Raw genomic sequence first — 21,889 nt, 5'->3', positions numbered from 1 at the left:
TTGCGGCATGTCCGTCACCCACGTGCAGATCCTCTCGGTGCCCGTCAGCGACCAGGACCGGGCGCGTGACTTCTACGTCGACGTTCTCGGTCTCGACCTGGTCCGCGACAATCCGATGCCCGCCGGTCGCTTGGTCCAGGTGGCCCCCGCGGGCGCCACGACCACGCTCACGCTCGTCACCTGGTTCGACAGCATGCCGGCCGGTTCGCTGCGCGGGCTGGTGCTGGAGACCGACGACCTCGACGCGGACGTGGCCCGGCTGCGCGAGCGGGGCGTGGCGTTCGCCGAGGACGGCGTCCAGGTCGCGCCCTGGGGGCGCTACGTCACCTTCGCCGACCCGGACGGCAACGGGCTCGTCCTGCAGGAGACGCATGTCTGAGCCGGACGTGTTCACGGCGCTGGCCAACCCGACCCGGCGGGAACTGCTGCGGCTGCTCCGCGACGAGGGGGAGCAGCCGGTGCGGCGGCTCGCCGACCGCTTCGAGATGCGTCGTCCCAGCCTGTCGGAGCACCTGCGGGTGCTCAAGGACGCCGGGCTGGTGACCGAGCAGCCCGTCGGGCGGCAGCGGGTCTACGCGCTGCGCCCGGAGCCGCTTCGGGAGCTGGCCGACTGGCTCACCCCGTACGAGCGGTTCTGGCGGCAGCGGCTGGCGAGCCTGGGCGACGTGCTGGACACGATGCCGGATGAGTGAGCCGACCCGCATCGCGGTGGACCGGTTCCTGCCTCACCCGCCGGCCAAGGTGTGGCGTGCGCTGACCGATTCCGATCTGATCGAACGCTGGCTCATGCCGAACGACTTCCGGCCCGTGCCCGGGCACCGGTTCACGCTCCGGACCGAGCCGCGACCCGGCCGGCGGTTCGACGGGCTGGTCCACTGTGAGGTGCTGGAACTGGACGAGCCGCGCCGGATGCGGTGGGCCTGGCGTGGCGGCACGCTCGACACCGTGGTCACCTGGACGCTGGTGCCCGAGGGGCGGGGCACCCGCCTGTTCCTGGAGCACGCCGGGTTCGACCCGGACGACCCGCTTCAGCGCCGCACCTTCACGGTCCTCGACGGCGGCTGGCGTACCCGGGTCTGGACGCGCCTCGCCGGCACCCTGGCCGCGCTGCCCTGACCCTTCGCGTGCCCGGTGGGGTGCTCGCGGTCGCCTGTCGAGCTGAGCGCGGAAGCGACCGAACCCGCAGGACGGCGCGGCAGATGTCGTGAGTCGTCGTCACTCTCCGCTCGGCAGGAAGCCTGACGCCGCGCACCGCCCGCCGGACGACAACTCGCCGAGGCCGTCCGCGGCAGCCACGGGGCGGGTGGAACGCCACGGGTGTCAAACCGGGGCCATGGCGCCCATGGCGTTCCACCCGTCGGCCGGTCCAGCGGCAACGCGGGCGGTCCGGCGGCAGCGCGGGGCGGTCCGGCGGCAGCGGCAGGCGGCAGGCGGCGGCAGCAGGCGGGTCAGGGGCGTGCCGGGCGGGTCAGGCGGGTGGGGGGACCAGGCGGGCGTGCAGTGCCACCGGGTCGGCGACCTCGGGCAGGTCGCGGGCGGCCAGCCAGGCCGCGGCGGCGGCACCGTCCCCGGCGCCGTGCAGCGGTGCGCCGGGCCAGCGTGCGGCCAGTTCCGCGCGTACCGCGCCGGCCAGCGGCGTGTCGCCGGTGAGCAGTCCGCCGCCGAGCACCACGGCGTCGGTCGCGCCGGGTGGGCGGATACGGGACACGCTCTCCGCCAGCAGTGCCGCCGCCTCGGCGATCAGTGCGACGGCGGCCGGCTCCCCGTCGCGGGCCGACGACACCACGAGCGGCGCGAGCCGGGCGAGCTCCACCGGCGGTCGCCGGGTGACCGCCTGCACGACGGCTGCGGCGGTGGCGCGGGGCGCGTCGTCCACCTCGGTCGTGCCGGTCAGCTCCGCCAGCACGCGGCGGCCCAGGTCACCGGGCGGTTCGGCACGATCCAGGTCGGCCAGCAGCCGCCGGACCGCCTCACGGCCGAGCCAGAACCCGGAGCCGGCGTCGCCGAGCAGCCAGCCGTGGCCGTCGGCGGTGCGGTCCAGCCGCAGGTCGCGTACCTGGGCGGCGATCGCGCCGGTGCCGGCGACGAGCACCGTTCCGTCCGGCGCGGCGGTGCCGGAGGCGTAGGCGACGAGCGCGTCGCCGTGCACCGCGTACGGGCATCGCAGCCCCGCCTCGGCCCACGCCTGGTCGAACGCGTCCCGGCCGCGCGGGTCGGCCAGGAGGCGGCCGGCCCCGGCGAGGCCGATCACGCCGGCGCGTACCCGAGCCGGGTCGATGTCGGCGAGCGCCGCGCGCAGGGCGGCGAGCAGCTCGGCGGCGGCTCGCTCGGCGCCGTGGCTGGTGGGGTTGCCGCCGCCGGCGCGGCCGGCGCCCAGTCGCGCGCCGTCGAGGCCCAGCGCTGCCGCGCGGGTGGAGGTGCCCCCGACGTCGAGGCCGACCACGACGGTGTCCGACATGGAACTCATGCTGGTCGGCCGCGTCGCCGGACGCAAGATCGCGGCCTCGCGGGAGGTAACAGTTTGAAAACTTCACCCACGCCCTTGACACGGAGGGGCCTTCAGTAAGAACTTTTACCACTAACAGTTAACACTCTTTTCCGAAAGGCTTACGCCGATGGCCGAGCACGAGGTGGAGACTTCCGCGGCGACCGCGGTGGTCGATGCCGGCCCGGCCGACCGGCTGGGCGCCGACGGGGTGCTGGCCAGGGTCCGGGCCGGCACGGGGGAGCTGACCGGGGCGCTGCGCCGGGTCGCCGAGCACGTGCTCAGCGACCCGGAGGCGGCGGCCCGTGCCACCATCGTCGAGCTGGCCGAGCGCAGCGGCACCTCACCGGCGACCATCACCCGGTTCTGCCGGGCGATGGGCTTCGAGGGGTACGCGGACCTGCGGCTCGGCATCGCCGCCGAGACCGGCCGGGCCCGCTCGGCGGGCTGGACCGTCGACATCGGACGCGAGATCCAGCCCGGAGACCCGCTCTCCCGGGTGCTCGACCAGATCATGGCCGCCGACACGCGCGCCATGCACGACACCGCCGCGCTGCTCGACCTGGCCGAGGTGGAACGCGCGGCGCTCGCCATCGCCGCGGCCAGCCGGGTGAACATCTTCGGCGCCAGCGGCAGCGCGCTCGTCGGCGAGGAGATGCAGTTCAGCCTGCACCGCATCGGCGTCGCCGCGTGGGCCTGGAGTGACGTGCACGAGGGACTCGCCAGCGCCGCGCTGCTGGGCGCCGGGGACGTCGCGCTGGGCATCTCGCACACCGGGCAGACGCGGGAGACGATCGAGCTGCTCGCCGAGGCCGGCAGTCGCGGGGCCACCACCGTCGCGCTGACGGGCTTCCCCCGCTCGCCGCTGGCCGAGCTGGCCGACATCGTGCTGGTCACCGCCAGCCAGGCGACCACGTTCCGGCCGGACGCGCTCTCCGCCCGGCACCCGCAGCTCGTCGTCCTCGACCTGCTCTACATCGCGGTGGCGCAGCGCACCCACGACCGTGCCCACGCGGCCTTCCGGCGTACCGCCCAGGCCGTCGACGGGCACAAAGCCGCGAAGGGGTCCCTCTCATGATCAGCGCCCAGCGGTACGCCGAGGCGGTCCGCCCGGTCCTCGACCGGCTGGTGGACAGCCAGGCCGTCGCGGTGGACCGGGCGGCCGACCTGATCGCCTCCGGACTGCGCGCCGGCGGCGTCCTCCAGGCGTTCGGCGCCGGCCACTCGGAGGCGTTCGCCGCCGAACTGGTCGCCCGGGCCGGCGGCCTGGTCCCCGCCAACCGGATCTCCCTGCACGACCTCGTGCTGCACGGCGACGCGCCCCGCGACGTGCTCGCCGACCCGAAGCTGGAACGCGACCCGGCCGTGGCGCACCAGCTCTACGCGCTGGCGGCGCCGCAGCCGGAGGACGTGTTCGTGGTCGCCTCGCAGTCCGGCATCAACGGCTCGGTGGTCGAGCTGGCGACGCTCGTCAAGCGCGGCGGCCATCAGTTGATCGCTGTCACCTCGGTCGAGCACACCGCCCGGGTAGCTCCTCGGCACCCCTCCGGGCACCGGCTCGCCGACCTCGCCGACGTCGTGCTGGACAACGGCGCGCCGTACGGCGACGCACTGCTGCCGCTCGAGGGCGGCGGCGCGGTCTGTGCGGTCTCCTCGGTCACCGCGGCGCTGCTGGCGCAGCTGCTGACCGCCGAGGTCGTACGACGGTTCCACCAGGCCGGAGAGGTACCCCCTGTCTACCTCTCCGCCAACGTCCCCGGTGGGGACGAGCACAACCTCGCCCTCGAGTCGCGGTACGCCGGGCGTCTCCGGCGGACCGCCTGACCCGACCCACAAGGAGAGACAACATGTCGGTTTCCCCCGAGAAGTTCGGCGACGTCAGCCGGCGGACCCTGCTGCGGCGGGCTGCGGCGGCCGGTCTGCTGGCCGTACCGGCGGCGGGTCTGCTGAGCGCCTGCGCCGGCAGCGAGCCGAGCAAGTCCGACGGCGGCGGCGCGGCCAAGAGCAAGGACAACCCGTTCGGCGTCAAGGACGGCAGCGCGGTCAAGGTGGTCGTGTTCAACGGTGGCCTGGGCGACCAGTGGGCCAAGGAGGACAAGGTCGTCTTCAACGCCAAGCACCCGAACGTCACGGTCAACATGTCTTCCACCCAGAAGATCAAGACCGAAGAGCAGCCCAAGATGGCGACGCAGCCGAGCGACCTGGTGATGAACTCGGGCGCCGACATGATGGACCGCAGCACGCTGATCAACGAGGGCGCGATCGAGCCCCTGGACGACCTGCTCACCGCGCCGGCCTGGGACAGCGAGGGGACCGTGGCCGACAGCCTGCTGCCGGGCACGGTCGCCGACGGTACGCAGAACGGCAAGTTCTACGTCGTCAACGTCGCGTACACGGTCTGGGGCAACTGGTACAACGCCGCGCTGTTCAAGAAGGAGGGGTGGACGGCGCCGACCACCTGGGACGAGTTCTTCGCGCTCGCGCCGAAGATCAAGGCCAAGGGCATGGCGCCGTACGTGCACGACGCGGTGCACGGCTACTACCCGCGCTGGGCGCTGTTCGCCAGCATCTGGAAGGCCGTCGGCAAGCAGGCCGTCGTCGACATCGACAACCTGAAGGACGGCGCCTGGAAGGCCGACGGCATCGTCGCGGCGCTGGAGCCGTGGGAGAAGCTGGTCAAGGACAAGCTGCTGCTGCCGGGCAAGCTCGACCACACCCAGTCGCAGCAGGCGTTCCTGGACGGCAAGGCGGCCTTCATCCAGGTCGGCACCTGGCTGAAGAACGAGATGGCCGCGACCATCCCGCCGGGCTTCGAGATGACCATCTCCGACTACTGGAGCAAGAGCGGCGACAAGGCGGCCAAGGACGTCTTCGCCTCCTCCGGCGAGGGCTTCGTGGTGCCGAGCAAGGCGCCGAACAAGGAGGCCGCGAAGGAGTTCCTGCGGGCCATCCTCTCCAAGGCCGGTTCGGCGAAGTTCGCCGAGCTGACCAAGTCGCTGGCGTCCACCAAGGGCTCCGGCGACAACGTCCAGGACACCGCGCTGGCGTCGGCGAACTCGCTGATGAAGAACGGCAGCTCGGACCTGATCTCGGTGAAGTTCCCGGACTTCTACGCCGACCTGGACAAGGAGAGCCAGAACCTCTCCGAGGAGCTGATGGCCGGCCGCCTGACCGCGCAGCAGTTCGTCGACAAGATGCAGGCGGCCGCCGACAAGGTCGCCAAGGACTCGTCGATCAAGAAGCAGACCCGCACCGCCTGATCACCGCGAGGAAGTGAGTCAAATGCGGCACGGAGTCGCGCGTTTCGTCACGGGCTTCCTGGCCCTGCCCGTCGCGCTGTACCTGTTCTACGTGGTGTGGCCGTTCGCCCAGGCGGCGGGATACTCGCTGACCGACTGGGGCGGGTACTCCGATTCCCAGCGCTTCGTCGGGCTGGACAACTACGTCCGGCTGTTCTCCGACGAGCTGATCCGGAAGGCGTTCTGGCACAACGTGTTCTTCCTGGTCACCGTGCCGCTGTTCACGATCGCGCTGGCCCTGTTCCTCGCGTTCCTGCTCAACGTGGGCGGACGCGAGGACAGGGCCGGCATCCGCGGGGTGTTCGGCTCCGGGATCTACAAGGTCATCTTCTTCTTCCCGCAGGTGCTGTCGCTGGTGGTCATCGCCGTCATGTGGCAGCAGATCTACCGCACCGACGGGCAGGGGTTGATCAACGGCCTGCTCATCAAGATCGGGCTGGTCGACGCGGACAACCCGATCGCCTTCACCGCCGACCCGGAGCCGTTCCTCGGCGTACCGGCGGTGCTGTGGTGGCTGCTGTTCATCGCGGTGTGGAGCGGCGCCGGCTTCTACATGGTGCTGTTCTCCGCCGCGATGCAGTCGATCCCGAAGGACATCTACGAGGCCGCGATCCTCGACGGCGCGGGCCGGTTCCACACGTTCTTCAAGGTGACGCTGCCGCTGCTGCGGGACAGCATCTCGGTCGCCTGGGTGTATCTGGGCTTCATCGCGCTGGACATGTACGCGCTGGTCTTCGTCATGACGCCGAGCCAGGGCGGGCCGAACCACGCCAGCGAGATCTTCGCCTCGGTGATCCAGTTCAACGCGTTCCAGAAGGGCCAGTTCGGTTACGCCTGCGCGATCGCCGTCGCGCTGGCCATCTTCACCATCCTGCTGGCCGCGCTCCAGCTGAGGATCACCCGCCGTGAGCGGATCGAGTACTGAGGAGGTCTGGACGATGAGCACGGTGACCCACACCTCCGGTCCGGCCCGGTCCGACACGGCACCGCCGGACCGGCCACCCGCGGACCGGCGCGCGAAGGACGTCGGCAACGGCTTCGGCGGCCGGATCTTCAACGGCTTCTCGCACCTGTTCCTCGCGGTCTGGGCGATCATGGTGGTCTACCCGCTGCTGTGGGTGGTGATGTCGGCGCTCAAGACCGACTCCGAGGTGATCCGCGAGCCGTTGTCGCTGATCCCCGACGCGTTGCAGTGGGACAACTTCGCCCGCGCCTGGACCGCCGGGATCGACAGCTTCTTCCTCAACACGCTGCTCGTGCTCGTGTTCAGCGTGACGTTGACGATGCTGCTCGGCTCGATGGCCGCGTACGCGCTGGCGCGCTTCGAGTTCCGCGGCAACCGGCTGATCTACTGGATGTTCCTGTCCGGTCTGACGCTGCCGATCTATCTGGCAGCGGTGCCGCTGTTCAAGGGCGTCTACAACACCGGGGTCAGCCTCCCGCTGCTCGGCCCGAACAAGCACCTCATGCTGATCCTGGTCTACGTGGCCTGGTCGCTGTCGTTCACGATCTTCTTCATGCACTCGTTCTTCCGGACGCTGCCCGACTCGATCGCCGAGGCGGCCCAGGTCGACGGGGCCTCGCACACCCGGACGTTCTTCAGCGTGATGCTGCCGATGGCCAAGCCGGGCCTGATCAGCATCGGCATCTTCAACGTGCTCGGCCAGTGGAACCAGTGGTACCTGCCGACGCTGCTCATGCAGTCCGTCTCCGGCGAGCCGAAGAACCAGGTGATCGCCCAGGGGCTGATCGAGCTGTCGGTCAACCAGGGCTACAAGTCCGACTGGTCCGGCCTGTTCGCCGGCGTGACAATGGCGATGCTGCCGGTGCTGATCGTGTACATCGTCTTCCAGCGCCAGGTGCAGTCCGGCCTCACCGCCGGCGTCGGCAAGTAACCCTCCGGGTGCAAGGAAGGGCCCCTTGTTAACGCTCGGCGTTAACAAGGGGCCCTTCCTCTACCGCAGGCGTTAAGAGGGGGCCCTTCCTTCCACGCGGAGCGTGTCGGGGGGAGGGGGCAGAATGCGTTCGTGCTGATGGCGGTGGTGGCGGACGAGCGGGGTGGCGGCCTGCTGCAACCGCTGCACGCCGACGGCCGCCCGGCCGGCGCGGCCGAGGAGGTCGCCGACCTGGCCGCCGCGGTGGCCGCCCGCGAGGCGGCCGGCCACCCCCGCTGGCTGTGGGCCGCCTGGGCCGGCGTCTACCCGGCGCTGCTGCGCGCCGGGGTGCGGCTCGACCGCTGCCACGACGTCGAGCTGACCGAGGCGCTGCTGCTCGGGCACGCGGGCCGGTGGGGCGAGCCGCGCGCGCTGCCGGCCGCCTGGGCCCGGGTCACCGGCGCGCCGGTCCCACCGGACCCGGCGCCCCGCCCGCCCGAGCCGCCGGGCCACGCCCAGGCCACGCTCTTCGAGCCACCGTCCGGCCCGCCCGGTCCGGGCATCACGGCGTTGACGAGGGTGTACGCCGACCAGCTCGCCCGGATCGCCGCGACCACCCACCCCGGCCGGTTCCGGTTGCTGGTGGCCGCCGAGTCGGCGGGCGCGCTGGTGGCCGCCGAGATGGGCGCGGCCGGGCTGCCGTGGCGTGCCGACGTGCACGACGCGATCCTGGCCGGCCTGCTAGGTGAGCCGTCCCCGGTCGGTGGGCCGCCGCGCCGGCTGGCCGAGTTGCAGGCCCGCATCGCCGACGCGTTCGGCGTACGCCAGGTGCACGCCGACTCGCCCGCGGAGCTGTTGCGGGCGTTCGCCCGCGCGGGCGTGGACCTGCCGAACACGCGCGCCTGGGTGCTGCGCGGGGTGGAGCACCCGGCGGCCCCGCTGGTCCTGGAATACAAGGAGCTGTACCGGATCTGGACGGCGCACGGCTGGGCCTGGCGCGACGCCTGGGTGTCCGGCGGCCGGTTCCACCCCGAGTACGTGCCGGGCGGCGTGGTCTCCGGCCGGTGGGCGACCCGGGGCGGCGGGGCATTGCAGATCCCGAAGGTGATCCGGCGGGCGGTGGTGGCGGATCCGGGCTGGACGTTCGTGGTGGCCGACGCGGGCCAGCTCGAACCGCGCGTGCTCGCGGCGGTCTCCGGCGACGAGCGGCTGGCGGCGGCCGGTGGCGCCGGTGACCTGTACGCGGCGCTGGCCCGGGACTCGTTCGGCGGTGACCGGGCGAAGGCCAAGGTGGCCCTGCTCGGGGCGATGTACGGGCAGACCGGCGGGACGGCTCTGCCCGCGCTGGCGGTGCTGCGGAAGAGCTATCCGACCGCGTTCGGCTACGTCGAGGCGGCGGCGCGCACCGGTGAGGCGGGCGGCCTGGTCCGGTCCTGGCTGGGGCGTACCTGCCCGCCCGGGTCGGCCGGGTTCGCCGAGGGGGAGGAGGCGATGCCGGACGGCGGGGCCGATCCGCACAGCCCGTCGGCCCGGGCGGCCCGCTCGCGGGGGCGCTTCACCCGCAACTTCGTCATCCAGGCCACCGCCGCCGAGTGGGCCTCCACGCTGCTCGCCACGCTGCGCACCGAGCTGGCCGGCACTGAGGCGGAGCTGGTCTTCTTCCAGCACGACGAGGTGCTTGTGCACTGCCCGGCCGGGCAGGCGGCGGCCGTCGCCGAGGCGGTCAGCGCCGCCGGCGCGCGGGCGACCCGGCTGCTGTTCGGTGACACCCCGGTCCGGTTCCCGCTGGACCTGTCCACTGTCGATTGCTACGCGGACGCGGCATAGTCACACAATTTTCCGTTTTGCCCCGCTACCCGCCTCCGGCCGCGCTCGTTGGGCCCGGTGTGCGTACGACGGGACGGACCGGGCGGCTGTGCCCGGTCCGTCCCCTGATCGAGGGGGCACCGCTGAACCGGATCGCTGCAATGATCATCGCCGCCGGTGGCGGCCGCCGCATCGGCGGACCTGAAGCGCTGCTGCACCAGGGCGAGAAGCCACTGGTCAGCCGAATGGTCGACACGCTGGCCGAGGCGGGCTGCGCGCAGGTCGTGGTGGTGCTGGGCGCGGCGGCCGAGCAGGTACGGCAGACCACCGACCTGAGCGGCGCCACGGTCGTGGTCAACCGCGCCTGGGGCACCGGGGTCGGTTCCTCGATCCGGGCCGGGCTCGCCGCGCTCACCGACGACGACATCGAGGCGGTGGTCGTGGTGCCGGTGGACATGCCCGGGCTCACCGCTGCGGCGGTCCGCCGGGTGACCGCGCTGCCGTACCCGGACGTGCTGGTCTGCGCCACCTACGACGGGTTGCGCGGCTACCCGATGCTGTTCGGCCGCCGGCACTGGTCCGGCATCGCCACCCTGGCCAGCGCCGATGTCGGCGCACGGCCGTACCTGCTGGCGCACAAGGACCAGATCGTCGACATCGCCTGCGACTCGGTGGCCGACGGCAGCCGGATCGACAGCCCGGAGCTGATGGCGCTCTACGGCCTGTCCATCCCCGAGCAGCGCGTCGGGGCGTGATCCGGAAGCCGTTCCAGCGGGCCGACCCGGGGATCGCAGAGGGCTCGGAAATGCGCGACGAGTCGTCGCACCACCTCCGGGTCGCGGAGCACCACGCCCACCTCGACGTTGTGGGTCAGTGCCCGGTCGGTGAGGTTGGCGCTACTGATCAACGCGACCGTGTCGTCGGCGGCGACGAACTTGGCGTGCAGCGCGGCACGGGAGCTTCCCGTGGTGGGCCGTCGCGCGGCCGGCCAGTGCCAGAAGACCGCCCGGTGGCGGAGCGCGGCGAAGGTGGCTGCGGCCCCGGTTGAGCCACGCAACGCGCCACCGTCCTCGGCCGAGCTCTCCAGCATCAGATCGATGCGGACGCCCCGTTCGACTGCCGAGCGCAGTTCCGCGATCACCTCCGCCACCCCGTACGCGGCGAAGCTCGCCACCAGCAGTCTGGCCCGGGCGGCACGGATGACTTCCACGACCACCGAACTGGTGAGCCGTACGGGCACGGACGCGCTGGTCGGGCCGCTGACGGCCAACTCGGTCCGCTGCGCGTCGGTGCGCTGGTGCAGGACTGCGGCGCTGCGGAGCGCGAGCGCGACGGCGGAACCGGGAAGATCGGGTGCCTCGTGTCGCCAGGCGCTGGCCAGTCGTTCCGCGGGTGCGGCGATGGAGAAACCCGCACGTGCGTCGATGAGATCGGCCACCACGTTGCTGTCGCGGGCCGCCGCCTGCCGCAACACGCTTGCCCAGGCGGTGATATGGCCGGCGGGAAGGCCGGCGGCGATGTCCGCGAGCACCTCGGCGAACCGCTGGTGGCTCATGGGACGAAGAACCCGGAGCCGGGGTCGGTCAGGGTGTCGACCAGCAAGGTGCGGTCGAGGTAGTGGTTACCTCGCTCGCAGGAGGTTTCGGCCGCGAAGAGACAGGCGTGGCAGGCCGCGCCGGACAGGCGCGCGTGCACGGTCGGGTCGTGTTCCGCGCAGAGCGGGTCCGAGCTGCACAGCCGAGCGGCTTCCAGGGCCCGTTCGATGAGCGATCCCAGCCGGTCCTGCCGCCCGAGGGAGACCAGGCCGCCGAGGGTGCCTTCACTGTCTGGCGCCGAGGTGTACAGCAGCACGCCGGCGGCCGGTTCCTCGGCGGACCCGGGGTAGATGCGTTCGCCGATGCCGGCGGCGTTGTAACCGCATTCCAGGGCGAGTTCACGGATCAGCACATGGGCGAAGGTGTGCAGCAGGACGTACCGGGGGCCGGGATGCGGCGACGGGTCCAGCCCACGCTGCCGTCGCCAGTGGTCATGTGCGCGGGCCAGGAACTGCTCGCGTTGCTTGACCTGCGGACGGTGCTCCCACTCGGCGACCCGTTCCTCGGCCAGCCGCAGGAAGATCCCCTCTCCGCGCATCTCCGCGCAGGGCAGCCAGGTCGGCCGGCCGACGGTCAGCGGCGCCCGTCGCCGGTCGGGGGTGTCCAGCACGTCCCACTCGGGGGCGTCGATCCGGGTGAAGCCGTACAGCGCGGCTACCTCCCGGAGGCGGGGTGCGAGGACCACTTCCCGAAGCCAGTCCCGGTGCGGGAGCGGCACCGGCTCCGGTCGGATGGTGAAGTCGGGCAGCTCGACGGGAGTGCCCGAGGTGAAGGCCCGCCACTCGGGCGCACGCAGGTCGGTGTCGTCGTCCCCGGTGTCGTCGGCGGGCCCGTTCGTGGCGCGACGCTGGATCGCCGGCCAGACCCGCTCGACTCCGTAGGGCTTCAGCTTCGGCCAGCAACTCTGCGTCGGCAGGATCGCCTTGGCGGTGGCGGCGTCCAGGCCCGCGAGCACATGCAGCGTCGGCCACAGATCGGCGACCACCTGATCGACCGGATGCTCGGCGCGGGGGATGCTGAACACCGGCAGATGCATGGCGAACCAACTGTTGGTGGCGCCGAGGGCGAGCGTCCGCGCGGTGGCGGTGCAGGGCTCATACGTGCCGAGGTGCGGATGGCGCCCTCGGCAGGCGGGGAGGGTCCGCTCGGCCGGCAGGCCGATCGCCACGGACATGGGTCGGGACACGCCGCACTCACAGGCGATGAAGATGTTCGACGCTTCACCGGTGCTGCCGCGTTCAGCGAGCGTGAGCGAGTGACCGGGCCCGGGGTCGAAACCCCCATGCGCGACGTACGACCACGGAAAGTCGTCCAGATGACCGTTGTCGCAGGCGAGTACGAAGCGGGCCGGCACGGCGGTGGGCCGGGAGGCGCCGTTGCCCCGGCAGCCGTGCACGTAACGATTCTTGTCAGGTTGGGCGGGCGACGGGTGAAGGTCGAACAGCCCGGAGTCCACAGCGGCCAGACGGTTGCAGCGGGTGTCCGAGCAGCGCAGCCAGGTGGGGAAGAGCGTCACCGGCACGCCCACCCGCGTCCAGTCGGCGAACGGGTCGGAGGTCTCCGGCAGGTGCGGCGGCAGCCGGAGACTCTCCACCTGATTGCCGAGTCTGCGCCGGATCGCGGTCAGCAGCCGATCCTCGACCACCGGCGCCGAGTGCGTGAGATCCCAGTGCGTCAACCCGAGTGTCAGCACCGACAGGCTGGGTAGGTCGGCGACCGAGCCGACGCCGTACGTGTGCAGGAGTTGGTTGGGGCGGAGCGCACCCACCCGCAGGCTGCTCGGCTGGCCTCGGCTCATGACGGCACCCCCGGTCCGCCGGCAACGGGCGGCACGAACGGTGGTGGTTCGTCACCGACGGCACCACGTTGCAGTTGGAGCTGGATGGCTGGTTCCACGTCCCGCAGCGAGGTGGGGCAGGTCATCTGTTCCCAGACGCCCTCCTCCGGGCGGTGCAACAGGCCGGCGACGTCGTCGCTGTGGTGGGGTCGGTCGTAGGCCAGCCGCCGGGCGGGCCGGCTCCGCTCCCGCGCCCAGATGTCGAGGCGGGCCTCCAACTCGTCCTCTACCCGCTGGCGGACCGTGTTGTCGGCGGCCACCTCACTGCGGCGCTTGAGGAACCGTACGACGTGGTCGGCGAGTTGGCCGTGCCGCTCGAAGTCGGCGGCCCGGAGGTTGCCGTTGTAGGCGGGCTCCAGGCCGCGGACCAGCGCCATCAGCACCCCGGTCAGCCCGCGATCGATGGCCCGCTCGGCGAACGGGGTCACCGACAGCGCTTCGACCTGCCGGTAGACGGTGGCATGGAAGTGGTCGAACCGTTCGTAGTGTGACAGGTCGCGGGGACGGGCCCAGTTGTAGACGGTGAAGACCAGCCCCGGCGCGCGGCGGCCGACCCGGCTCGTCGCCTGGATGTACTCCGCCGCGGACTTCGGCTGGTTGGCCACCACCATCACACCGAGCCGGTCGATGTCGACGCCGACGGAGATCATGCTGGTGGCCAGGAGCACGTCGATCGGTCGAGGCGTGTTCTTGCCGCGAGCGCCGGTGAAACGCACCGCGAGCCGGTCCAGCAGCGGCCGGATCGCGTCCGAGGGCATTCGGGAGGTCAGCTCCTCCAAGTAGGGGTCGTAGCGGCGAGCGAGCCCACGCTCGTCGGCACGGATGAGACGGCTCGACACGTCGTCCTCGATCACGCGCCGCATCCCGCCGAGGTCTCGCAAGCTGTTGAAGTAGCCGACCAGGGTCATGTAGGGATCGGTCACCGGGTTGCGGCCGTACGTCTCGTGGAGTTTCTGCGCCGCACCGAGCACCGAGACGTACACCCGGATCAGGGTGGACCGCAGTCGATTGCCGTGCGCGCAGATGCCGACGTACCGGCGACCCGGGTGTTCTTCGGTCTCGCGTTGCCGGGCGAAGAAGCTGTCCCCGGCATCCACTCCAGGCGGTGGAAACACCCGTGTGCGCCTGTTGAACAGCGCCCCGATCTGCTGCTGCGCGCGCCGCACGGTCGCGGTCGAAGCGATGACCTTGGGCCGGGACAGGTGCCCCGGCTGCGGCTCCCAGCTCGCCAGCCGGTCCACCGCCGTCTCGTAGAGCCCGACGAGGGAGCCGAGCGGCCCGGAGATCAGGTGCAGCTCGTCCTGGATGATCAGGTCAGGTGGACGCATCCGCGCGCAGGTGACGACCCGGCTGCCGGGCCTGTGCGGCTTGCGCTCCCAGTCGGTGGACCGCAGATCCTCGGTGAGGTAGCCGTGCTGCGTGCAACGCTTGCCGACCTGGCCGAAGAGGGCAGCGGTCTCGCCCTTCCACGGCAACTGCGCGAACTTGTCCACGGTGGCGATCAGCAGCGCCGGCGGGTGGCGGTAGATCTCCTCGTCGACCAGGAGCACCGGCAGCCCGCGTTCGTCCTCGGGCGACAGCGCCCCGCTGGGGGACAGGCAGCCACCCACGGTGCTGAACGGGCACTCCGTGTCGGGGCAGAACACGAGGGTGCGCCAGAAGTCGCGATCCACGTCGATGTCCTTGCCCGGGTCGATCCTGGTGCCGCACCACGGACAACTGGTGAGCTGGTGCGGTGACCCGACCCCCCGGCTCGGGCGGCGTCGTCGTCGGTCGGTCAGCCAGTCCTTCGCGTCCTGGGTGCGGTTGGGCGTGACCCGGCCGCCGACCCACAGCCCGATCCGGATCGGCGTCTCACCCCAGGACCGCGGATCGGCGCGACGAAGGGTTTCCGCCGCACAGATCAGGGTGGCGGCGCGCTCGAACTGCTGGATGGTGAGCAGGCGCAGGGTATAGCGCATCAGCACGGCGAGCCCGGCTCCGCCGGTGAAGCCGTTGTAGTCCGGTTGCCGGCGGCGTACCCCGATCGTGAAGGCGGTGAGGCCGAGGTATGCCTCGGTCTTGCCGCCACCGGTGGGGAACCACAGCAGGTCGGTGACGGCACGGTCGATGTCGTCGCCGCGCTCCGGGTGCCGCGGGTCGGCGAGCGCCGGCAGGTTGATCAGCAGGAAGGCGAGCTGGAACGGACGCCAGCGGTGGTTTTCCGGCTGGTCGGCGGCATCGACCGCCTGCGCCAGCGAGAGCTGCGGCTCGTCCCGGCGGTAAGCGGCGGCGATGGTGTGCACACGTTGTAGGTACATCGCCCGGTTGGCGAAGCCGAACGCCGTGCGAGCCGTCGGGTCGACCGTGAGCAGGTCGATGCCGGCGGTGATCCGGTCGGCCGCCTCGCGGGCGTCGCGGAGCGCCTCCCGCACCTGGTCCGGGTAGGCACCGAGCCGGCGCGGCGGATCACCGGCGCTCGCCTCGTTCCGGTCGATCCAGGCCCGGTAACCGGTGACGAGGGGCCGCAACGCCGCGGTCAACGCCCCGGCCGGGCCTGCCTCGGCCAGCTCGGCGAGCCGCTTCATGTCCAGCTCCAGGTCGGCCAGCTCGGGCAGGTCCGCGTCCCGCGAGCTGTCCGGTACGTCGGTGAAGGGCAGTTCGTGCGTGGGGACCGTCGCGGTGCAGATCTTGATCGCTCGCAGGGGATCGGCGGGTGCCGGCTCGGCCCGGACGGCCGTGCCGTGTCCCACCGCGAACTCCGGGTGGAACCGGTAGGCCATCGCCGACCGGCGTCGCTCCGCCTGGTCGGCGGCGTCGCCACCGGCGACCTGGTCGGGCCGGGGCACGAAGACGGGCAGGCCCGGCTCGGGGCCGGTCACGCTCAGCTCCACCTGGAAGATCCAGCGCGCCGCATCCCGCGGCGACTTGCAGTCCTCCGCGTTGACCAGGAACAGGGAGACCAACCAGACTCCGTCGAGACGCCGGGCCCGGCCTCGTACGACGACCTTCGGCTGCGCCGGGTCGACGGACAACGGCTCGATCAGCCCTTCGCGCAGGTGCACCGGGACAGTGCCGCGCCGCTGGAGCCGTCGCCACACCTGGCCACCGGCATGTTCCTCCCGGTCGGAGGGGCCTCTCTCGTAGCAGCCCCAGGCAGCGGTCACCCGTAGCTCGGTGACCGCCGCCGGGACCGTGGCGGTGAAGCCGAATGCGGACGGGGCCAGACTCGGCACGCTCGGCGCGGCCGGCTCAGTGCCCCCCTCCACCAGATCGGACGGGGTCGCGTCGGCGACGCCGTCCTGAGTGGCCGGATCGATCGACTGACCGTTGGGGGCCAGCCGGCCGAGCACGTAACGGTCGAGCGGGCTTTCCTTCCGGGTCGGGAACTGCTCCGCCGGGTCGTCGAGCGGCCCGAGCAGATCGGCCAGGACCAGCCGCTGCAACTCGTCGCGGATCACCCGCTCATCCGGTACGGCGAGCACGTTCTGCCCAGTCATGTCGGTGACCGTAGCCTCTGGATGCGACAGGGAAAAAGGCCCGCTGGCGCACCGCGGCGGGGTGCGCGGAATCCGTTAGGCTACTGCGGGTCGTGGAAGCGGTGTTCCCGCAGGACAGGGCTCCGAGGCGAATCGAGGTGGCGAGATTTCCGAGCAGGTGACAGAGATCCTCGAGGAGTTGGATTCGCTCGGCCGAGCGACCGGCATCGAGTTCGACGACGCGCAGGACGCCCGGGCGGATCAGTCGATCGACACCATCCACACGCCGTTCGACCCCGAACGGATCGACGTGGTGACCCGGAACACCACCGTCGACCTGCTGTTGTCCCGCATCCGCACCGGCCGTGTCGATCTGCAACCCGACTTTCAGCGTCAGGCCGGCATCTGGAAGGCGATGGCCAAGAGCCGGTTGATCGAGTCGCTGCTGCTGCGGATCCCACTGCCCACCTTCTATGCGGCGGAGGGCGAGGACGAGGCGTGGGCCATGGTCGACGGGATCCAGCGCCTCACGACGATCGCGGAGTTCATCGAGCCGAAGGCGATCGGCCGCGACCCGTTGCGCCTGGTCAACCTCGAATACCTGGGCGCGGAGTACGACGGCAGGACGTTCGACGAGCTGCCCGGACGGTTGCAGACCCGGCTGCGGGAGACCGAACTCATCGTCCACCTCATCCGGCGGGGCACGCCGGATGAGGTCAAGTTCAACATCTTCGCCCGCATCAACACCGGGGGTCTGCCGCTCTCACGGCAGGAGCTGCGGCACGCCCTGATTCCGGGCAAGGGCCGTGAGATCCTCCGCGACTGGGCCGAGTCGGCCTTCTTCCGGTCCGCTACCCGCGACAGCGTACGCAGCGAGCGCATGGTCGACCGGGAGATGATCCTCCGATTCATCGCCTTCCGGTTGACCAGCCCGTACGACTACGACCACGATGACTTCGACCGCTTCCTGCGGGAGTCGATGGGCACGTTGAACACGCTTCCCGCCAGCCAGGTCGACCGGCTCTGGACGGAGTTCGGCATGGCGATGGGTGCGGCAAAGGGGATCTTCGGCCCGTACGCCTTCCGCAAGCGCGACCGTTCCGGCGGTGGCCGTCGCATGCCGATCAACAAGGCGTTGTTCGAGACGATCTCGGTCAACCTGGCCGAACTCGGTGGGCCCGGAATGGCGATTCTCATGGATCGACGCCAGCGAGTGGAGGACGAGTTCATCGGCCTGATGTCCGACGTCGACTTCCAGGGAGCCATCTCCCAGGGCACCGGTGACCCGGGCAAGGTGCGCATGCGCTTCGGGATCATCCGGGAGGTCTTCGAGTCGGTGATGGGCCGATGATCGATCGGGTACGGCTGGAGAACTTCAAGGCGTTCCGGCACATGGATCTCCCGCTCGCGCCGCTGACGCTACTCGGCGGCGTGAACGCGGCCGGGAAGAGCACCACCATGCAGGCGTTGGCGTTGCTGCGCCAGTCGTACGACGCGGGTGTGCTCGACCACCGAGGTGGCCTCCTTCTCAACGGCGAGCTCGTGGAGTTGGGCGTCGGGCAGGACGTGCTGCATGAGAACTACGCCGACGGCACGCACGGAGGCCGCATCTTCATCTCGGTCGCCGCGACGATCGATGGCGTCGAGAGCGTCTGGCGGGCCGAATACCGGACGGCCGAGGACCGCGAGGCCGATCTGCTCACCGTGCCGCAGGAGTCGAACGCCTCCGACCTGCCGTGGCCACCGGAACGGGCCGGCCTGTTCGGGCCGGGCTTCCAATACCTGCGAGCCGACCGGATCGTGCCCGCGGTGACCTACCCGAAGTCGTACGAGATGGCGGTCCGCCGGGGCTTTCTCGGTGTCCGGGGCGAGCATACGGTGAACTTCCTGCGGGCCCGCCAGGAGGACCGGGTCGCATCGGAACTACGTCATCCGGCCGGGAAGTCGACCGGCCTGCTGGACCAGACCGAGGCGTGGCTACGGGAGATCTGCCCCGGCGTCGACCTGAGGGCGGAAGACCTGCGTGGCACCGACATGGTGCGGCTGAGCTTTGGGTTCGGTGGCACGGCGGGCATCTCCTCGTCCAACATCCGCTACCGCCCCACCAATGTGGGCTTCGGGCTCACGTATGCGCTGCCGATCATCGTGGCCTGCCTGTCGGCGGCTCCGGGTCGGCTGGTCATGTTGGAGAACCCGGAGGCGCACCTGCATCCCCGTGGACAGACGATGGCGGCCCGGCTCGCGTGTCGCGCCGTCGCGGCGGGGGCGCAGTTGATAATCGAGAGCCACAGTGACCATGTGCTCAACGGACTGCGACTCGCCGTTAAGGAGCGGGTGTTGACGCCGGATCGCGTGGCGCTGCATTATTTCGACCGGAACGACGACGGTGAGATCGAGGTCAGCTCTCCCGAGATTGAGCCCGACGGCATGCTGTCGCATTGGCCCAGGGGTTTCTTCGACGAATGGGATAGGGCGCTCGATCGTCTACTCGACTGACGAGGAGTGAATCTTGCCCTTGCTGTTGGTGCTGAACGAGCTTTCCTACCGGGAAACCAAGGCGCGACGCGAGGAGATCTCAGATTCACTGCGAGGTCTGGTGCGGCTGCTGCGAAAGGTTCGGGAGCACCGCACCGACGTGGCTTTGGTGACCGAACGCGCATTCTTCGACCTCAACCTCGGCGACGACTACTCGGTCCGCGAGTGGGCGGGCGACGGGCGCAACCGCGATTGGCTGCGCTACCTGCTTGGCCTGCGCCAGCGCGCCCCGTTCCGGGATGTGGCGCCGGCAGATCTGCGCGACGGAACGGAATACCTCCACGATGGGCGACCGGCGGAGGGCCTGGGCACCGCGTATCAGGTGGGTGGGCTGGCGGTCAGCCTGTCCCTGGCGGAATCGTGGGAGAAGACGCGGCTCAAGCTGAGTCAACACGGCCTCGCCGAGGATGATGCGGGCACTGTCGAGGTCACCCGCACCGACGTGGACATCCGGCACGCCGCACGCTCTGAGCACGTCGAGCAGCATCGACAGTGGCTCTGCGACTCGGAGTTGACCCGCATCCACACCGGAGTCGAGCTGTGGAACGCACGCGACGACATCTTCCCGCACCTCCGGTTCCTGCCCCGCGTCGCTCACGACCTGCGCCGGCTGACACCTGCCTGGCTGCACCCGGTCAAGGAGCGGCTCGCCGAACTCGAACTCGCCACCGCCGCCTGGACGCCGACCCTGGACTCCGCTCCGCAGTGGCGGAGCAAGGTGACGCCGGAGAGTGACACGCGCAAGGCGCTCTGCCATTTCGAGGACACCGACGGCACCAGCCAACTCTTCGACTGGCACGCGCGGTTCACGCCGGGCGCGGGGCGGCTGCACTTCCGGATCGACCGGTCACGACAGCAGCTCGTGGTGGCGTACATCGGGGCCAAGCGGGTTTAGGCCGCCTGCTCGGCCGGGGCCGGGACGCCGCTGCCGGATCGAGGTGCGGATCACCGGCGGCGTGGGCGGACGTCGGCGACACCGCGGGCCGCGCCGGTCCGGCGCTCGCCTTCGACGGCTACTCGTGGGCCCGCTCGCTGACCGGCCTCAAGACCGAACAGGGGCGTTAGGGCGTCTCCTCCTCGACCAGCACCCAGACCTGCTTGAGGGGCAGCTCCGCACGAAGCTCGTCCGGAAGCCGGAGGTAGTTCCGGCAGACGGCGTCGATGAGGTCGTCGGCGTCCCACACTCGGATGCGAAAGTGCTGGTTGATCAGCAGTGCGCGAGCATGCCCGTTGAGACCGCCCCAGGCCACCAGCAACGCCTGATCCGCGCCGTGGCTGCTCAACGCGCCCTGGAGTTTCTGCACCACGTCAACGCCGACCGGGTTGGCGTCGCTCTTGACCTGCACCACTAGTCGAGGGCTGTCCAGGCCGAACGGCCCGCGACCGGCGAAGACGTCTACGCCCCCGTCGCCGGATGCCTTCGTGACTGTGCACGAGAAACCCTCCGCTCGCAGCACGGCAGCGACGAGATGCTCGAGCTTGTGCCCGGCATAGTGCTCGATCACCGTGCTGGTGATGCGATCGCGCGCGTAGCGTTCGACATCGACAGCCGGTGAGGCATCGGCCTCCACGTCGCCCGCCTGTGGCACATCCGAAGCGGCTGCTGCCGACGCGCCAACGGCAGGTCGCGCCCCGGGATCATGGCCCGATTTCAACACCTGGGCCATCCGCCACGCGCCGTCGTTGCGGCTCACCTCGCAAATAGTGAGGAACGCGCCCAACGTGTAGAGCAGATCCTGTTTGATCGCGGTCCGGGGAACATCGGTACGCAACCAGTGCACCGGCCGAACGTGGCGCCGTTCCGGGTCTGGATCGGTCAGATGCCGATAGCCGTCTACCACCTTGCCGAGGGCGATCTGCCCCGACGTCTTCATCGGCATCACCACGATGTCGCCCACCGCGATGCGCTCGCGCAGCGCCCAGAGCTGCCCGGTGTAGTTCGCCACCAGGTTCGGTTTTGCCTCAGGGAAGCCGGCCCGGACGCGTTTCGCCACGGCATCCCGGGTGGTCGCCTGCGTCAGGTCGTCAACCTCTCGGAATCCGCCTCCGGCAACCTGATTGTCGAGGGCCCAACCCGCGCGCTCGCCATGGCGGCCCGCTCGCACCAGCCAAACCCGTGGTGTCACCGATACTCCTCCTCGTCAGGGCAGCGCGTCCGGCACGCAGAACAGGCCGGTGTTTCCACGCGGGCGGCAAGACCATATCCGGCTGACCGAGTCGGACGCGTCAGATGGCGGCCGGGAAGTTGGCCTTGGCCGCGCGACCGACCAGGGCGGTGAGGGCGGCATCCACCCCGGCTCCGACGAGACCCCCCGCGAGCGGGATGCCCTTGGCCAGGGTGATGGCCGAACGCTGCGTCCCGTACTTGGCGAGGAGCATGAAGCCGACCCGCTCGTTGACCTTCCGAATGACGGCGATCGGAATCGCCTTGATCATTTGCGCGGTCAGCTTCGTGCCGACCTTGACGCCCACCCCGTGCAGCGTGCTCGCCAGCGTCCCGCCCGCCGTCGTGAGCGTAATGAACGTCTGGACGTGCGGGTCCGAGATGTCGTAGCCGCGAAGGTAGGCGATCGAGCCGACGAGTCGCGCGTTGATCACCAGTGATCCGGCGATGTTCGCGGGAAGCGTCAGGGGCATGGTCATGAAACCGCCCAGACCGGTGACGAACCCGTTCGTCGAGGCCGTAGCCACCGACTCCATGATGAGCCGATCGATCACCCGTTCGATCGCCGCCTCGCTCGCGTGGTCACGCAGTGGCCCGTCGCCGGCATCGACGACCTGGCTGCCTTCCTCCGGCCTGGCCTTGCTGAGGCGGGCCTCCGCATAGGGAATCGACCCGGTGATCGGGCCGACCCCATCTCGGATGACCTTCACGGTCGTGTCCTGGAAGAAGCGAACCACGGCATTTGAGACACCCTCATCCTGCTCGCCCGCGTCGGGCTCGTTCGCGGCCATCAGTTCACCTTCCGACATCGGATACCGGTTGTCGCGGATCGCTCT

Annotated in this window: 19 protein-coding genes; 13 read left to right on the top strand and 6 right to left on the bottom strand. The window is 70.7% G+C overall.

The features are described 5' to 3' along the window. Positions 1–7 precede the first annotated feature (7 nt). From ACGFIA_RS07630 to ACGFIA_RS07620, 3 genes are read left to right on the top strand one after another with little or no spacing between them, the layout of a single operon-like run. A complete protein-coding gene (locus ACGFIA_RS07630; protein ID WP_393259106.1) occupies positions 8–379 on the top strand; it encodes a VOC family protein in 372 nt (123 codons plus the stop codon). Continuing rightward, the gene (locus ACGFIA_RS07625; protein WP_357388066.1) at positions 372–692 is read left to right on the top strand and encodes a metalloregulator ArsR/SmtB family transcription factor; all 321 of its coding nucleotides are present in this window, start codon (positions 372–374) and stop codon (positions 690–692) included. Before ACGFIA_RS07630 ends, ACGFIA_RS07625 begins: the two co-directional genes overlap by 8 nt. Next, positions 685–1,116, top strand: a complete 432-nt coding sequence (locus ACGFIA_RS07620; protein ID WP_357472527.1) for an SRPBCC domain-containing protein — start codon at positions 685–687, stop codon at positions 1,114–1,116. The genes ACGFIA_RS07625 and ACGFIA_RS07620 overlap by 8 nt, the downstream gene beginning before the upstream one ends. Before the next feature lie 352 nt (positions 1,117–1,468). On the opposite strand, the gene ACGFIA_RS07615 is transcribed toward ACGFIA_RS07620, so the two are convergent. Beyond that, positions 1,469–2,458, bottom strand: coding sequence for an N-acetylglucosamine kinase (locus ACGFIA_RS07615; RefSeq protein ID WP_393259103.1), 990 nt, complete (start codon positions 2,456–2,458; stop codon positions 1,469–1,471). Between the two features lie 157 nt (positions 2,459–2,615). On the opposite strand from ACGFIA_RS07615, the gene ACGFIA_RS07610 reads away from it, so the two are divergent. From ACGFIA_RS07610 to ACGFIA_RS07580, 7 genes are all read left to right on the top strand, one after another. Next, complete coding sequence (locus tag ACGFIA_RS07610; protein ID WP_357388072.1) at positions 2,616–3,563, top strand: MurR/RpiR family transcriptional regulator; 948 nt, start codon at positions 2,616–2,618, stop codon at positions 3,561–3,563. Further along, a complete protein-coding gene (locus tag ACGFIA_RS07605) occupies positions 3,560–4,309 on the top strand; it encodes an SIS domain-containing protein (protein WP_357388073.1) in 750 nt (249 codons plus the stop codon). The genes ACGFIA_RS07610 and ACGFIA_RS07605 overlap by 4 nt, the downstream gene beginning before the upstream one ends. Before the next feature lie 23 nt (positions 4,310–4,332). After that, positions 4,333–5,745 (top strand): N-acetylglucosamine/diacetylchitobiose ABC transporter substrate-binding protein, encoded by a 1,413-nt coding sequence (ngcE, locus tag ACGFIA_RS07600; RefSeq protein WP_357388075.1) that lies wholly within the window; start codon positions 4,333–4,335, stop codon positions 5,743–5,745. 22 nt (positions 5,746–5,767) lie between these two features. After that, complete coding sequence (locus ACGFIA_RS07595) at positions 5,768–6,709, top strand: carbohydrate ABC transporter permease (RefSeq protein ID WP_120569017.1); 942 nt, start codon at positions 5,768–5,770, stop codon at positions 6,707–6,709. 13 nt (positions 6,710–6,722) lie between these two features. Then, positions 6,723–7,679, top strand: coding sequence for a carbohydrate ABC transporter permease (locus ACGFIA_RS07590; RefSeq protein ID WP_357388077.1), 957 nt, complete (start codon positions 6,723–6,725; stop codon positions 7,677–7,679). A gap of 138 nt (positions 7,680–7,817) precedes the next feature. Beyond that, the gene (locus ACGFIA_RS07585) at positions 7,818–9,485 is read left to right on the top strand and encodes a bifunctional 3'-5' exonuclease/DNA polymerase (protein WP_357472635.1); all 1,668 of its coding nucleotides are present in this window, start codon (positions 7,818–7,820) and stop codon (positions 9,483–9,485) included. 140 nt (positions 9,486–9,625) lie between these two features. Continuing rightward, entirely contained in the window at positions 9,626–10,219 is a 594-nt protein-coding gene (locus ACGFIA_RS07580) for a nucleotidyltransferase family protein (RefSeq protein ID WP_357472520.1), read from the top strand. On the opposite strand, the gene drmC is transcribed toward ACGFIA_RS07580, so the two are convergent. The 3 genes from drmC to drmA are packed head-to-tail and all read right to left on the bottom strand — an operon-like array spanning position 10,180 to position 16,375. Further along, positions 10,180–11,019 (bottom strand): DISARM system phospholipase D-like protein DrmC, encoded by an 840-nt coding sequence (drmC, locus tag ACGFIA_RS07575; protein WP_357477050.1) that lies wholly within the window; start codon positions 11,017–11,019, stop codon positions 10,180–10,182. The genes ACGFIA_RS07580 and drmC overlap by 40 nt on opposite strands. Beyond that, positions 11,016–12,857 carry a DUF1998 domain-containing protein gene (locus ACGFIA_RS07570; RefSeq protein WP_357477053.1) on the bottom strand — a complete coding sequence of 614 codons (1,842 nt, stop codon included), beginning with the start codon at positions 12,855–12,857 and terminating at the stop codon, positions 11,016–11,018. The genes drmC and ACGFIA_RS07570 overlap by 4 nt, the downstream gene beginning before the upstream one ends. Then, positions 12,854–16,375 (bottom strand): DISARM system helicase DrmA, encoded by a 3,522-nt coding sequence (gene drmA / locus ACGFIA_RS07565; RefSeq protein WP_357477055.1) that lies wholly within the window; start codon positions 16,373–16,375, stop codon positions 12,854–12,856. The genes ACGFIA_RS07570 and drmA overlap by 4 nt, the downstream gene beginning before the upstream one ends. Positions 16,376–16,532: 157 nt before the next feature. On the opposite strand from drmA, the gene ACGFIA_RS07560 reads away from it, so the two are divergent. From ACGFIA_RS07560 to ACGFIA_RS07550, 3 genes are read left to right on the top strand one after another with little or no spacing between them, the layout of a single operon-like run. After that, positions 16,533–17,705, top strand: a complete 1,173-nt coding sequence (locus ACGFIA_RS07560) for a DUF262 domain-containing protein (protein ID WP_357477058.1) — start codon at positions 16,533–16,535, stop codon at positions 17,703–17,705. Continuing rightward, positions 17,702–18,850: a DUF3696 domain-containing protein gene (locus ACGFIA_RS07555; RefSeq protein WP_357477061.1), complete on the top strand. Its 1,149-nt coding sequence runs from the start codon at positions 17,702–17,704 to the stop codon at positions 18,848–18,850. Before ACGFIA_RS07560 ends, ACGFIA_RS07555 begins: the two co-directional genes overlap by 4 nt. A 13-nt stretch (positions 18,851–18,863) precedes the next feature. Continuing rightward, on the top strand, positions 18,864–19,784 hold the full coding sequence (locus tag ACGFIA_RS07550; RefSeq protein ID WP_357477064.1) for a hypothetical protein: 921 nt from the start codon (positions 18,864–18,866) through the stop codon (positions 19,782–19,784). A 166-nt stretch (positions 19,785–19,950) separates the two neighbouring features. Here ACGFIA_RS07550 and ACGFIA_RS07545 read toward each other — a convergent pair whose 3' ends face one another. Both ACGFIA_RS07545 and ACGFIA_RS07540 read right to left on the bottom strand, forming a co-directional pair. Then, a complete protein-coding gene (locus ACGFIA_RS07545) occupies positions 19,951–21,015 on the bottom strand; it encodes a restriction endonuclease (protein WP_357477067.1) in 1,065 nt (354 codons plus the stop codon). A 100-nt stretch (positions 21,016–21,115) separates the two neighbouring features. Then, positions 21,116–21,844 carry an EcsC family protein gene (locus ACGFIA_RS07540; protein ID WP_357477070.1) on the bottom strand — a complete coding sequence of 243 codons (729 nt, stop codon included), beginning with the start codon at positions 21,842–21,844 and terminating at the stop codon, positions 21,116–21,118. Positions 21,845–21,889 lie beyond the last annotated feature (45 nt).

The sequence above is a fragment of the Micromonospora sp. NPDC049203 genome (genome assembly GCF_043197215.1).
Classification (GTDB): Bacteria; Actinomycetota; Actinomycetes; order Mycobacteriales; family Micromonosporaceae; genus Micromonospora.
This window is presented reverse-complemented; position numbering and strand designations above follow the sequence as displayed.